Here is a 13,058-nt window from a genome sequence, read left to right on the forward strand (position 1 = left end):
TTGCGGCTATTGATCGGGCCAAACAGGGCCCGACGGAAGAAGGTCCCTAGCCGGCTGGCTGGGCGTCAGGTCAAAGAGTATAGAGGCTCGCTTCGTGGCTTGTCCCCCTGATTCCCACTCAGAAGTCTATCAAACATTCTTCTTGATTTTTCCCGACAGAGGATCATGAATGTTCCCCTTGGGTTCTCGCTGAGGTGGGAGGCCTTGTATGAACGTTTGGACGAACTGCCGACCCGACAAAGTGACTGCCAAACACCTTGTTCACGAGCTGATCCTACAAGCCCGTCGCGGCCAAATCATCTCCGTCAAAGAGACTATCGCAGCGGTGCGCCGAGACGGGCCACATCTGGTGGAAAGTGACTGCGAGCTGGTGGAGCTTATCGTCGACCTTGCCCCAGCCTTTGGCATGTTCGTTGCGTTCGACATTCGCGAATAGCCTCGTAGCACCCCATTGGTTCTCCCCTGCGGTGTACGTCAGGACAGACCGACCTGGGATTGTGGGAGAAAGGCGGCTCGAGGCGCGTCAATAGGATCGAGGAGGAACATGGGGGTCTTCGCGAGCCGGTGTCCGATCCCCACCACAGAAATTCTACAAACATTCCTGACTGTGGCGGCCCAGCGCCGTACCAATTTGTACAATTCGTACATGGCCTTGATGCCGCTCAGGTAGGGAGTAGAGTCACCCTTCGGCGTGTCCCTGGGGAGGGCTGGATGAGCGTCGCGCAAAGGGTCGGTCCGTTTCTAGAACAAGCAATTACTGTACTCCTCAACAGGGCGGACCGTCGCGACACGGTCTCGATCAAAGCGGCACTACGCGAAGCTCGGGAGACTGCGCCTTATTTGGTGGCCTCCGACGAAGAACTAACCGAGGCAATCGTCGAGGCAGCAACTGCCATGGGCCTCTGCGTGGCTTTCGACGCCCAGGAGTAGCTGTCAGCCAACTTCGCTTGTCGTGACCTGGCAATGGCGACCGTGTGCTGCCATTCATTCTCGACATTCCGGCCTTGGCGTGACAGCCCTCACATTAACGCTCTCGCCGAGGACGAATAAGCATCGGATGCCGCAGATTTCCGAATGGTCCTTTGAGGCGATCGCCGCAATGGCTAGACCGACTACAAGCGAAATGACTAGGGCGACACCCACCGGAAGATGATGCATACCGGCTTCGTACCGACCGCTCGGATAAACGTCGATGAACGTTTGGAAACACCCGTCACGGACTCAGACCATCCCTAACAAATGGTTAGCCGTCCTCGTCGCTGAGCCGGTTCATAGAGAGGAAACCCGCTAGCCGCCCTAAGGCCCCTTCATGGCTCGCCACTGGTTCAACCCTCCGGTCCCCGTCAAGACCGAGCGTCCCGGGATCATCCGCAACGTCAACAACGCCGAGGCAGCCGGCGAGGAGCTGATGAAGTGGACCAAGCGTGGCCCTTGGTGGGACCTCGCGGTGCGCGTTTGCATGGCCTGCATTGCCGACGAGATGGAACCTGAGGAGGCACGGAAGGCATTCCTGGCCGCTGCAAAAGAGGAGGGGACATTACTCCCCCCAATGACAACCAGCTAACTTGAACTGCGGTAAAGGTTCTCTGACCAACACCGCCTTCGCGAAAGGAGCCCGCCGCCCGTGAGAGAAAGGCGACGGACCCCCACAGCGGCTGCACATCCAAGAAGGACCGCTGCGAGTTCTAAACCCGCGAGGGCCTACATCGTTCCTTAGCTGCGGCTAAAGCGGGGTTGGTCAGCGGGCTCTTGGCGCTCTAAGTTCCCCCTTATGGGTCCCCTCTGGTTCGCTCCCCCGGTCTACGTGAAGACGAAACGTCCGGGCATTCGCAATGGGGTCAGCCACGTCGAGGGAGCCGCCGAGGAACTCATGGGGTGGGACACAAAGGGCCCGAAGTGGACCAAGGCGGTCCAATCCTGCGTCGATGCGTTCCAGGGCAGCGCCTCCCCCCAAGAGGTGCGTGAAGCCTTTGAGGCGGCTGCCAAGGAGGCCAACGTGTATCTCTCCCCTGAGTAGGAGGTATCATGGCGCCCATCTGGTTCGTCCCTCCGGTGTTCGTGAAGACTGAAACCGGTGTCAGGCATGGCTGCAACAATGCGAAGGAAGCCCTTGAGCAGCTCAAGATGTGGACCCGGCGAGGGCCTCGCTGGCATAAGGCGGTGACCCTCTGCCTCCAAGCTCGAGGCTTTTCCCTTCACCCGCTACGGACCGCGGCCGAGGCGGCGAGAAAAGAGCGGCTTCGGCAACTCAACGAGACAATGCGCTCAGACAACGGGCCGGACGGCTGGATGTCACGATGAAAGGAGAGCCCTCCACCGTGAGGCAGTGGGCGAAAACCTTGCATTTCATCACGTTTGCACCTCCCTCGACTTGAGCCATCACAAATGCTCTGATCCTCCTTCCTTGGGAGGGGGCAACCATGTTTCGACTCGTCGCCGCTGCGGCGATTGCCGGCATTCTGATGCTGACGGCGCCGATCGTCATGCGCCCGGATCCGCAATACCCTGGTCGACAATCCCGGTCGAGGGCTGCTGCAAGACGTGCTCCGCCGGCAAGGCGTGCGGCGATAGCTGCATCTCGAGGGAGAAGAACTGCCACAAGGCGCATTGGTGCGCGTGTGAAGATCACTAACAGCCCTGATACCGGCTGTGGACACGCCATTGTGCGAGCAGTGGGAGCGGACCCTATCAGCGCATGAAGGGACTAGGATACGCATGACGACGCTTCAATCCGCCATGCAAGTGCTTGTCCGCCGCCAGGGTGAACAGAATAAGGAACACCAGCGTGTTCTTGAGGAATTGTCGTTGAAGGCGGAAAGGAACTGCGTCCAGAAGAGAGGCGCATAGCGCCGTGACGTCATCAGATGGCTAGTCGTATGGCCGTTCGTGGCGATTTCCATTGGGGCGGCTTCCATTGGGCAAGACCGTTGAAGATCGTGGCCGTATCGATCAGCGGTCTTGCGCGGTTTGAGCTTCTTGTACTGGGAACCCGGTTAGACTTCGTTACTGCGGCTCAAATCGATCAGCGGCTTTTGGGGTGGGGTCTTCTAGCCGGTTCATGAAGCGGCTTGCGCCATGAAATTGATGGCGCCGTCATTATCGAAGCGGGCGAAATTGGCATGGTGAATGTTTGCAGGCGCTTGAACCCTTGGGAGCATAGCTGTTGGAGGTCATCGATATTGTCTTTTGGTTTCAGGGTGAGATTGCGCCGGCGTTTGTCTGTCTCCAGGCCGGATACAATCAAGCGGTCTTGCGACGGTCCGGACGAACGCAGCGTCAGCGCTGCTCCGCAGCAGCGCGCTGCAGACGGCGGTCGCCAGCCAGCTTGAGGCGCAGTTGCCGCAACCACTCGCCATCCTCTCCGAGCGGATCGCAGGACAGCTACGCGATTCTGAGCACTGCCAAATCGGCCTAATTTTCCGCTGCCGAATGGACGATGAGACGCGTAAGCGAGTTTCCGGACCGGAAGCTATGCGTTGGGTTGCCCAAACGATGCAGAGGCGCTGCTGTGTTGGCGCGACACGCTCGACCGCAGGTGCGGACGGCATAAGAATTTTGGAGAGGCCCGTGGTGACTGGGGATTGCGCCGGTATTGGCGACGCGCGAAGACTGGGTCGATATCTGGGCGAAGGCAGCCCCTGCGACGCAACAACTTCATACCGGAGAATGGAGGCCGCGCTGGGAGGTTGTTGGTTAGGCTACCAACTCAAAGTGATTGTCCGGGAGAGTTCGGCGATGTCGCCATAGATCATCGAACCTGTGACGAGAAAACATTCATCACCGAGGACTTCGAAGGGTGAGCTTGACGCGGTGCAAACGGGCAGGTTCTTCGAATTGGCGTAAGTGCCCAAGGTCGCGGTTTCGACCTTACGGTCCTTGGCTTCGGCACAGCCGACACCGATCGCGAGGATTGCGATAGCAGTGAGAGTCGTCTTGCTCATATTTTTGCCCCTGGAGCCAGCTCTTGTCGGGTAAGTCGCGCGATGCATCAAAGTAGCACCGGCCCACGATCGGCTTCATCCATCGATTGGAGGAAGCGGGCTCATCCATAATTAGCAATATCTTGAGTAAGGCGCCGAGCGCACCGGACTCATGGAACGGCGCGCCGAATTTCCATTCGTGACGAGGTGGCGATCACGCCCACCTTCGCAAATGGGTCACTCAGCACGGCGTAAACGTCTCGATTCCGAGCTATGCTTTCCACATTCGATCATCGATCATACCAAGGTGAAGAAGGGGCAGCAGATCGAGCTCACCGGAGAGATCACGCGCATAGACGAGGAAGGCGGCAGGGTGACCGTCGATCTGGGACCGCTGGTGACGATCGATATCGACAAGGTCAGGCTGGTCGAGAAGTACAGGACGCCAAAACGCAAGAAGCCGCTGCGCGACATGGTGGATCAGCTCGCGGACCGCCGCTTATCCACGCGACATCGGTACCACTCAAACGAATGGCAATTTTCCGTCTGAATGCGTTTAGGGTCCATGCCCGGAGACCACGCATGGGTATCGCGCGGAGACAGGTGACTCCCCGTTTCAAGGCGTCGAGATGCTACGAGCACTGAAAAGTCAGTTCCTTAGACCTAAAGATCGGGCGATCTGCCAGCGGGTTGTCGACCAGGTAACCGCCGACGCCAAATGGTACAGCACCCCGATAGACGGTCAGATTCTGGCCTCGACCACGCTGAATCTCTTTCAATCAGGGGTCGTAAACGAAACGAATTTGCTGGCACATGTTCGCGCGCGGCGCCACGACTTCACTAAACTGACAGGCTAGTTCTTCACCCTCGCGACATGGGCGCGAAATGTGGTTCTTCGTAGTCCGCCGGCCTATTGTTAAGCAGATTGAGCGCCCGCTTTATGTCCCGATGCAGATGGTCGATCGCTTCCCAATGCTCGCCAAATGGCTTGAGCGACAACTGCGCGTCGCGGAGTTCTACCGTCAGAAGCCACGCCTATCGTTCAATTTTGGCGAGGTGATATTCGGAAACGGCTTCGTGTCGGCGAGGGTGCGGCATCCCGCAAAATATATTCCGCATGCCGTCAAGGCACATAGACTTCATCCCGCCCTCAGCGCCTGCTCGCCGCGGGCATTTTGGGGGGAAGCATGAATCAAGTTATGTGCGTTTGTAGCCATCAGCGTTTTGTCGGGCTGCGCTACTCGCCCAGCCGACATCAAGCCCACGCCGGTTTGGTCCAGCCCATACGCGGGCAAGTCCTGCAGCCAGTTGGAAGCCGAACTTTACCGAACGAGTTCCGACCTGGCGCCGATAATGGCTGTACAAGACAGAACCGCCCGCCATGACGTGGACGGCGTGTTTTGGCTTGGCTTGCCGGTTGGCAGCATGATGGACAACACAGACATCAAGGTACGTGAAGCCAAGATCGGCGAGCTGAAGGGCAACATGGACGCGAACAACGCAGCCCGACGAAAGGGCGGCTGTGTTGCCGGCACTCTGTAAGCCGTTCCAACGTTAAAATTGTCGGTTTGCTTCCCGCCCTCGCGACTGCGGAGTGGTCGTTTCATCGATTGACTCGCGTAATGCACCGGCAGTTAATCTCCCCGCAAGGGCAAAAGAGGGGCTATGAAACTGGGAGCAAACGATGACTGTCCAAAAAGAAGACTATCGAACCAACAGAGCCGACTACGCCATAGCTGCCATGCACAGCCGAGCGACCGCTGAGGGCGATCGTGACGATTTGGTGGCGAGGAAAAAGTCCCTGTGGGTAACAGATCGGCGATCTGCAAAATTGGCTGCAAACCCGTCCGAAAGCTCGCCAGAACCCAAGGCAAGAGCGCGGTAAGTGAATCGGGCCAGCCACTTTCTTACCGCCGCGTACTTCGTTCGCATGGTTCGATTATATTAGATTTATCTAAAATACTAACCGGCCAGTCGAGCATTCCCGAACGCTCGCTGGTCAGGCCCAGCGGCCCCCCTAACCCAAGCTGCTGGGCCGCCACTCAGAGCAAAGCGCGATGTATGAGCATACCTAGCATAACGGTGATCGTCTCCACCTTGCCGGCCTTGCTTAGCACCACCTGAAAATCAGCTTCGAATCCCCGAATGTGCGGGGTCCCAGTGGCCATCACTAGACATTTCGAGATTTGCGGTTCAAGCCTCCCTTCATCGGCATGAGCGGTGACGGAGTACATCATCTTGCCAAATCAACACAGCCGACATCCTCGTCCCCTCGTTCGGTCGAAAGCCAGGTGGAACAATCAGGGTGCGCAACTTGTCATGACTGATATTGCCGCTTCACCCCAGCTTTGAGCGTGCGCCCTTCCGCCTGTGCGTGGTTCACCGTTTTTTACATTATTAGCGCACGTTTATAAACGGACATGTTGGTGTAGCTTGTACGTGCCCAAAGCCTCGGCGCAACGACCCAGCGCCGAGGCTTTTTTGCGGTATCCTTGCTCAGCATGTGCCAGATGATCATTGCAAGCTTGCGCGCAGTGGCGACGGCCGCGATGTGCTTCCCGCGGCGCGAGGCGATCCGCTTGTGGGAGGCGCGAAGAGGTCCTGGCGATCGCACAGCCGCCCATGCCGCCTCGACCAGCATCCCCCGCGCATGGCCGCGGCCCTGCTTCGTGATGCGCCCGTCATAGGCTGGCCCCTCACCGGACTGCCGCACGCTCGGATTGAGGCCAAGATAGTCAACGAGCTTCTGTGGATCGCTGAAGCGCCGTATGTCGCCGATTGCCGCGGCAACGCTCGCAGCCACGGTGACGTCGAGGCCGGGCAACGTCATCAGGCGGCGGATTGTCGGATCCTGAAGGGCATGTACGGCTATATCCGCCTCGACCACCGTCAACGTCTCGTTGATCTGGTTAATCAAGCCGAGGTGGCGCTCGATGGCGGCGCGCTCATCCGCAGGCAATATTTGCCTCGTCAGCCATTTGCGCCCGCTGATCCCGACGAGGTTCCCATGCGGACACGGCGGGATCAGGTGGGCGTGGAGGATTGACTGGATCAGGTTCTTCAGCCGCGAACGCTGGCGAACCAGCTGTGTCCGCCTGGTGACCTGTCTTCGGAGGGCAAGGGTCCCCGGATCCGGAACCCAGACCTCCGGCAGAAAGCCCGAGGCGTAGAGCTTCGCAAGGACAGTGCGTCGATCGTGTCAGTCTTCACCTTCGCGTGCGCGATCATGTGCACCTGCTTGGGATTGGCGATCACGATCCGATGGACGTAGGGCGACAGCACTTCAGCGACGGCAGCAGCATTGCCTGTCGCCTCGATCACCACATGATCATCGTGGGTGAGTTCCTTCCTGGCGAACTCCTCGAGCTTATTGCGCAGCATTTGAACGCGGCCGAGCTTGACGATCTCGCCATCAAGCAACGACACGACCTCGGCGGTTACGCGGTGTATGTCCATGCCGATAATACGCACGGTTCCCTCCATCGTTGGTCACGAACAGGGAGCGAGCGGGCAACACGACAAATACGGATCCGCACTCGCAGCGCATCCGGGCGAGTCGTAGGGGCGGCCAGATAATGTGCTCGAACTCGCAGTTCATCTGCATACGCCGGCCTGCCCGCACTTGCGTGCTCCCGGTGCCCCGTGGCCCGGATGCGCCAAGCTTAACGAACCTGACGTACCGAACAAACGATGGCACCAAGAACATCATGCCGGATACGGCTTCATCGAGAGCTTCAACGGCAAGGAAGGCGCGTCAACACTCTACGCTACGATTGCTGGCCGCCCGTCGTCACGGCGCATATGCGACGTTCCGTTAGCCGCCGATCGCGTTCCTATCCACGACAATCGCGTGGTGGTACATTCGGTTGATTTGGCGAATGTTTTTTGTCGTCAACTCACCGGGAAACCGGGAAGGTGGTCATGAGAATTATTACCGCTCTAGCATGCGTCGCCCTCCTTGCAGGTTGCACAACGGCAGGCCCCCCAGGGCCCCAAGGGCCTGTCGGTCCACAAGGTCTTCCCGGCAAGCAGGGACCTAGAGGTGCAATGGGGGCTGAGGGTCCGGCGGGGAAGGACGGCGTCGGCGGTTGGGAAATCACCCAGTATGCAAGCGCGAGTGATACAAGCCCAGACAAATCCGCACAGGCTTGGTGTCCCAAGCCAAAAGTCGTCATAGGTGGCGGTGCCAGCGCGTCAAATTCAAATGCTCTAATTTCTAGGAGCTTGCCGGTTACTTCCCCAGCTCCAGGGTGGGTAGCACAAGCGCATGTAGCCGCTACGTCCCCAACAGCTTGGACGCTGACAGCATACGCCATTTGCGCGCTTGTCAAATAGTCGGCGCTTGGCCGGGCCGGTGAACTTTGCGTTGTCGCGTCTTGGAGACACAAACGGCGTTCTAGTCTTCATCCCAAAAATCCTGCAGCGAGGCGTGCCGAAGGTCTTCCTCGCCCCGGAGGTGCTTCACGCGGACCTTGATGCCCGCTTGCGAAGGCCATAGTTGAGACGGTTGAAAGGCTGAGCCGGTGCCCCCCGCGTTGACCAGTTGCCGACCGGCTAGTGCAGCTTCTGGACTCTCGCCCGGAATGGCGGCATTCTCTCTTCCGGGAGAGCGGGCGTGGGCAAAGGCCACCGTTATCAAGGCGCCAATCAGGCTGACCGCTGGCGAAGGCGCGCCGGCAGAAGAATGCCGTTACGGCGGCTGCCGCGACCCCTCTTGGGGCTGATCTTCCTCGGCGCCGGCACGCTTGCCGCCGCAGTCACCCAATTCGCGATCCAGAGCACCGCCGGCCAACAGAGCACGATAACAAACTGGACAGAACCATTGCCTGGCCACATGGAAGGCCGCGCCTCGGTGATCGATGGCGACACAGTAGAGATTGCAGGCCAAAGGATTCGTTTCAATGGCATCGACGCGCCCGAGAGCCGTCAGCACTGCGACGACGCCAAGGGCTTTGACTACCCATGCGGGCGCCGCGCTGCCCAAGCCTTGGACAAGTTCCTGGCAGCTTCGCGACCGCTGCATTGCAGTTTTGTCGATCGTGATCGGTACGGGCGTCTTGTCGGGAACTGCGATCGGGCGGGCGGTCGTAGCGTTCAGCGCTGGCTTGTCGAGCAGGGCTTGGCACTGGACTGGCCCCTCTACAGCCACGGCGCCTATGCGGGGCAGCAGGCGAAGGCAGAGGCGGCAAAGCTCGGTCTGTGGGCCGGAACTTTTCAGGCGCCTTGGGTGTGGCGTCTAGCGCATGCCGACAACCGGCCGCTTTCTAACCAGCCGCTTGGCTTAATCAACCGCCATCAGGTCGCACAAAGCGGCTATTCATGCGAGCCGCGGCGCACCTGTTCCCAAATCAGCTCGTGCGATGAAGCAAGTTGGTACCCAGCCAACTGCTCTTGGGGCCGCAAGCTAGACCGCGACAAAGACGGCATCGCCTGCGAAAGCCAGTGTTGAACCTGCAGGTGCTGCCGCTTCACGGTCGCACGCACGTCGGTGTTGGCGCCGCGGCGCGTTGGGGTGGGTTTGGTCATGTGGAGGGGTTCCTAATGAAAGGGCCGCCTCGACGGGTGGCTTTTGAACGGTGACGGACTGCCGTTCCAAGCGGACCAGCTATTGTCGACTAAATGAAAGCGGGAAGATCCAACGATGCCTCCAAAATACGTGCAGCCCTCCGTTCATGAGACAGCTTTCAGCGGCATTCCAAATCGGCAGGGAGTTCGGCAGAGCCGAGGCCGAAGTTATGTTGCCCCGCCCATCGATTATGATCGCCACCCATCGACAACGAGCGATGCAGAACACGGCGAGCCGACCTGACGTTATCATTCGCTGGCATCAAGTCCGGCCTGATTTTCCAGAACTCGTTGCAACTGATGCGGCGAACTTTGACGCTGCCGTCTCAACAATGACCGTGCGAGATGTGGTCATATGGCGTCTTCGGGAAGGGCGCTCGCTGCGCGGTTCCGGCAAGGCCGGTCTTCATCATCGCCAACGCGGCGAAGGTCTTCTATCACGCTATATAGGAACGGAGTGCGTCAAAATTGACACGGGCTCGGCACGAGCTGCTCAAGTGCGGACGATGATGGGAGCCACGGCCGGCTGGCTGCTTTTTGCCGCGCGCGAGATGGGAGGAGGCGGCTGGAGTGATGTTTGGGCTCCGGCGACCTGATTCCGTTCTTTCGGATACGGAACGGAAACTTTGCCACATTTTTGGTTTCGACGCACGCTACGTCAGGAAGCAGCTAGGGCAATGAAGAGCGATTGTCCTTGCCTGTTTATGCCCAACAGAATGGGCTTGTGCTGCTGCCGGGATCTTGCCCACTCCTCCTGGATATCTGACGGCTGTGCCACATCCCGGTTGTTGGCCGAGACAATCACGTCGCCAGGTCGAAGGCCGTTCTCGGCGGCGGGGCTATTCGGCGCCACTTCCTGGATAAACACGCCGGTGGTACCCGGCTGCAGACCGAGTTGCTGGCGGGCTTCGTCCGGAATGGTGCTGAGCGACAGCCCGAGGCGTTGGTCCGCCGCTTCCGGACTCGGAACGGCACCGGTCTGCACCTCCTCGTCCTTGCGTTGGCCGACGGTCAGCTCCACCTCCTGCTGGGAGCCGCCGCGGTTCCTTGTCAGCGTCGCTTTCGACCCTGGCTTTTCGTTCGCTGCCGCCAGTGTCAAGTCATGGACGCCCTGGATGTCCTTGCCGCTGAACCGGGTGATTACATCGCCCGATTGTAGGCCGGCCTTCTCCGCCGGACTGCCGGGCTCGACCGAGGCGACCAGCGCTCCCTTGGTGCTCGATATCCCAAGCGCTTGGGCAAGCGACGGCGTCACCTCCTGGAGACGCACTCCGATGAAGCCGCGGTCGATCCGGCCGGTACGGATCAGCTGATCGGCGACGCTTCGTGCAGTTCGGGACGGCACGGCGAAACCGATGCCGATGCTGCCGCCCGATGGCGAGACGATGGCCGTGTTGACGCCGATCACTTCGCCGCGCGCGTTAAACAGCGGGCCGCCGGAATTGCCTCTGTTGATCGAGGCGTCTGTCTGGAGGAAATCGTCGTAAGGGCCGGCCTGGATGTCGCGCGAGCGGGCGGAAAGAACGCCGACGGTCACGGTTCCCCCGAGCCCGAAGGGACTGCCAATCGCGATCGTCCAGGCACCCGGCTGCATTGCGTCAGAGTCACCCCAGGCGGTGGTCGTCATGTTGGGGCGTGGATCGACCTTCAGCACCGCGATGTCGGTTGCTGGATCGCGGCCACAAGTCGCGCGCGCGAAGTCTCCTTATCGGAGAATACGACGTGGATTTCGGTGGAGTCGGCCACGACATGATTGTTGGTGACGATGTAGCCCTCCGGACTGACCACGAAGCCGGAGCCGAGAGCTTCTCGCACCTGCGGCTGGGCAGGCCCGCGGCTGTCGAAGGGGTTGAGAAAATCGTCGAGCATCGTTTGGTCCTGGATGATCTGCCTCGTCGTGATCGCGACCACGGCCGGCAGCTTCTGACGCAGGATTGCGCTGAAGTCGTTCGGGATTTCCTGTGCTGAAACCGGAGCAAAGCCGCCAGCCGAGAGCATCAAGATTCCTGCGACGAGGCCCATGCTCAGTCGCTTCCTGGCAATGTAAGACATGATTGATTCTCCTGCCCGACCGCCCTGGCGCTGCCGCGCGACTTTTCCCAGACGCAACAACTGACATTCACGCCGATTGTTTCACCGGTTCGAAAAAATGTTGATCGTGGGCTGAACTGCGAGGATTTGGCCTTGTCGGGCCATTGAAATTTGCTCGAAACTCTCCAAAATTTCGGCTGGTGAAAATCGCGAGAGCCACCAAAGATGACATCAACAAAGGAGACTATTCAAAGCGGAGGACCATCGATGGAAGGAGCCATTTCGACGAGTTTTCCCCCAATCGGGCCCGAGGGTCCTGATGTTTTTCTTGACCGGTTGCTCCATCCAGCACGGCATTTCGAGCGACCTCAGGACGTGCTGACTGACGCGACGCTGGACGTCCAGGAGAAGCGTGCAATCCTTTCGTCCTGGGCATCGGATGCCTGTGCGGTGGAATCGGTGCCGGCGCTACGCATGCCGCCGGGAGCAACCGAACCGGTCAGCTCCATGTTGGGGACAAGACGATGCCTCCGTCCACTTGCTATGCATCGGAATGTGCATATATTGTGCATATGAGAGGTCGGAGATTTGTCATGGCCCACGCACAGCTCGCACATTCCACGGTGATTTCCGGCTTTGTCGATAGCCTGCAGGAGCCGCGCACGCCTTATATCTCGCCGAAGCGCCTGTCGCAGGCGCTGGGCGTGAAGGTGGCCAACTTGGCCCAGCTGACCGGTGTCCACCGCAACACGCTCCGCAATCCCTCATCGGAGCGCCTGCAGGGCCGGATGCGCGAGATGGTGAAAGTGATCTCGGCGGCGACGGAACTCACCGGCGACGTCAACAAGGCGATCTTTTGGTACCGCAATGAACCGATCGCCGACTATGGCCATCGTACCGCAGCCGAGCTCGTCGCGGGCGGCCAGGTCGAGGCGGTTCTGGCCTTTATCCGGGATCTCGAGAATGGTGCGCGCGGGTGAGGATCACCCGCATCGGTCCAGACGAAATCTTCCATCGCTATCTGACTCCCAAATGGGCTTTCCTGCCCACCAGCGGTGCAGGCGCAGCGATGGACGGCGGTCGTTTCAACCGGCCAGGCATCGAAGCACTTTATCTGTCGCGTGCGACCCAGACGGCGCTTGATGAATACAAGCAGGGAGCCAGCATCACCCCGCCCGCCACCCTTGCCGCTTACAAGATCACGCTCGCCGAGGTAGCCGACCTTTCGCAGGGTTTCGACCCGGACATCTGGGACGGCCCGTGGAAGGAGTGGGATTGTGCCTGGCGCCAGGTCGCTCGCATCGACAAGAAGATCCCGCCATCGTGGAAGCTCGCGGATCTGGTCATCACCGCCGGACTTCGCGGCATCCTGTTTCCGTCGCTGCGTCACGCCGGCGGCACCAATCTGGTGATCTTTCCGGCCAATCTTGTCGACGGCGACCATGTCGCGGTTCACGATCCCGATCAACGGTTGCCGCACAACCAGTCGTCCTGGTGCTGAGTTATCGACCGTCTCTGGGATCGCAACGCGACGACGTCCCC

The 13,058-nt window shown here is 59.7% G+C and carries 13 protein-coding genes and 3 pseudogenes; 12 read left to right on the forward strand and 4 right to left on the reverse strand.

Annotation, left to right across the window (positions count from 1 at the left end; all coding sequences use genetic code 11):
* Window positions 1-208 precede the first annotated feature (208 nt).
* The 4 genes from NKI79_RS18680 (at window position 209) to NKI79_RS18695 (ending at window position 2,017) form a co-directional block, all read left to right on the forward strand.
* Complete coding sequence (locus NKI79_RS18680) at window positions 209-436, forward strand: hypothetical protein (RefSeq protein WP_352469337.1); 228 nt, start codon at window positions 209-211, stop codon at window positions 434-436.
* A gap of 275 nt (window positions 437-711) precedes the next feature.
* Window positions 712-930, forward strand: a complete 219-nt coding sequence (locus NKI79_RS18685; RefSeq protein WP_352803344.1) for a hypothetical protein — start codon at window positions 712-714, stop codon at window positions 928-930.
* 379 nt (window positions 931-1,309) lie between these two features.
* Entirely contained in the window at window positions 1,310-1,564 is a 255-nt protein-coding gene (locus NKI79_RS18690; protein ID WP_352469335.1) for a DUF982 domain-containing protein, read from the forward strand.
* 207 nt (window positions 1,565-1,771) lie between these two features.
* The gene (locus tag NKI79_RS18695; RefSeq protein WP_352469334.1) at window positions 1,772-2,017 is read left to right on the forward strand and encodes a DUF982 domain-containing protein; all 246 of its coding nucleotides are present in this window, start codon (window positions 1,772-1,774) and stop codon (window positions 2,015-2,017) included.
* Window positions 2,018-3,698: 1,681 nt separating this feature from the next.
* Here the strand turns inward: NKI79_RS18695 and NKI79_RS18700 are convergent.
* Window positions 3,699-3,941 carry a hypothetical protein gene (locus NKI79_RS18700; RefSeq protein ID WP_352803347.1) on the reverse strand — a complete coding sequence of 81 codons (243 nt, stop codon included), beginning with the start codon at window positions 3,939-3,941 and terminating at the stop codon, window positions 3,699-3,701.
* A 151-nt stretch (window positions 3,942-4,092) separates the two neighbouring features.
* Here NKI79_RS18700 and NKI79_RS18705 point away from each other — a divergent pair, with 151 nt between their 5' ends.
* The 3 genes from NKI79_RS18705 to NKI79_RS18715 all read left to right on the forward strand — a co-directional run bounded on the left by NKI79_RS18705 (window position 4,093) and on the right by NKI79_RS18715 (window position 5,462).
* Window positions 4,093-4,470, forward strand: a complete 378-nt coding sequence (locus tag NKI79_RS18705) for a transcription elongation factor Spt5 (protein ID WP_352637042.1) — start codon at window positions 4,093-4,095, stop codon at window positions 4,468-4,470.
* A 335-nt stretch (window positions 4,471-4,805) separates the two neighbouring features.
* Window positions 4,806-5,111: a hypothetical protein gene (locus tag NKI79_RS18710; protein ID WP_352803350.1), complete on the forward strand. Its 306-nt coding sequence runs from the start codon at window positions 4,806-4,808 to the stop codon at window positions 5,109-5,111.
* Between the two features lie 162 nt (window positions 5,112-5,273).
* Window positions 5,274-5,462 (forward strand): hypothetical protein, encoded by a 189-nt coding sequence (locus NKI79_RS18715; RefSeq protein ID WP_352637044.1) that lies wholly within the window; start codon window positions 5,274-5,276, stop codon window positions 5,460-5,462.
* 949 nt (window positions 5,463-6,411) lie between these two features.
* Here NKI79_RS18715 and NKI79_RS18720 read toward each other — a convergent pair.
* Window positions 6,412-7,391: pseudogene (locus NKI79_RS18720) on the reverse strand (IS110 family RNA-guided transposase); the annotation flags it as partial.
* 1,243 nt (window positions 7,392-8,634) lie between these two features.
* Between NKI79_RS18720 and NKI79_RS18725 the strand changes: the two are divergent.
* Entirely contained in the window at window positions 8,635-9,369 is a 735-nt protein-coding gene (locus tag NKI79_RS18725) for a thermonuclease family protein (protein ID WP_352496426.1), read from the forward strand.
* A 223-nt stretch (window positions 9,370-9,592) separates the two neighbouring features.
* Window positions 9,593-10,081, forward strand: coding sequence for a hypothetical protein (locus NKI79_RS18730; RefSeq protein ID WP_156937504.1), 489 nt, complete (start codon window positions 9,593-9,595; stop codon window positions 10,079-10,081).
* 62 nt (window positions 10,082-10,143) lie between these two features.
* On the opposite strand, the gene NKI79_RS18735 is transcribed toward NKI79_RS18730, so the two are convergent.
* The gene (locus NKI79_RS18735) at window positions 10,144-10,893 is read right to left on the reverse strand and encodes a PDZ domain-containing protein (RefSeq protein WP_352803393.1); all 750 of its coding nucleotides are present in this window, start codon (window positions 10,891-10,893) and stop codon (window positions 10,144-10,146) included.
* A pseudogene (locus tag NKI79_RS18740) lies at window positions 10,876-11,537 on the reverse strand (trypsin-like peptidase domain-containing protein); the annotation flags it as partial. The pseudogene NKI79_RS18740 and the gene NKI79_RS18735, both read right to left, overlap by 18 nt.
* A 246-nt stretch (window positions 11,538-11,783) precedes the next feature.
* Between NKI79_RS18740 and NKI79_RS18745 the strand changes: the two are divergent.
* From NKI79_RS18745 to NKI79_RS18755, 3 genes and pseudogenes are all read left to right on the forward strand, one after another.
* Window positions 11,784-12,020: pseudogene (locus NKI79_RS18745) on the forward strand (hypothetical protein); the annotation flags it as partial.
* Between the two features lie 89 nt (window positions 12,021-12,109).
* Window positions 12,110-12,496: a hypothetical protein gene (locus tag NKI79_RS18750; RefSeq protein ID WP_023680933.1), complete on the forward strand. Its 387-nt coding sequence runs from the start codon at window positions 12,110-12,112 to the stop codon at window positions 12,494-12,496.
* The gene (locus tag NKI79_RS18755; protein WP_352803352.1) at window positions 12,493-13,017 is read left to right on the forward strand and encodes an RES family NAD+ phosphorylase; all 525 of its coding nucleotides are present in this window, start codon (window positions 12,493-12,495) and stop codon (window positions 13,015-13,017) included. Before NKI79_RS18750 ends, NKI79_RS18755 begins: the two co-directional genes overlap by 4 nt.
* The last annotated feature ends 41 nt before the right edge of the window (window positions 13,018-13,058 follow it).

Origin of the sequence: Mesorhizobium sp. M0340 (assembly GCF_040321535.1) — a bacterium.
In the GTDB taxonomy this organism is placed as follows: Bacteria; Pseudomonadota; Alphaproteobacteria; order Rhizobiales; family Rhizobiaceae; genus Mesorhizobium.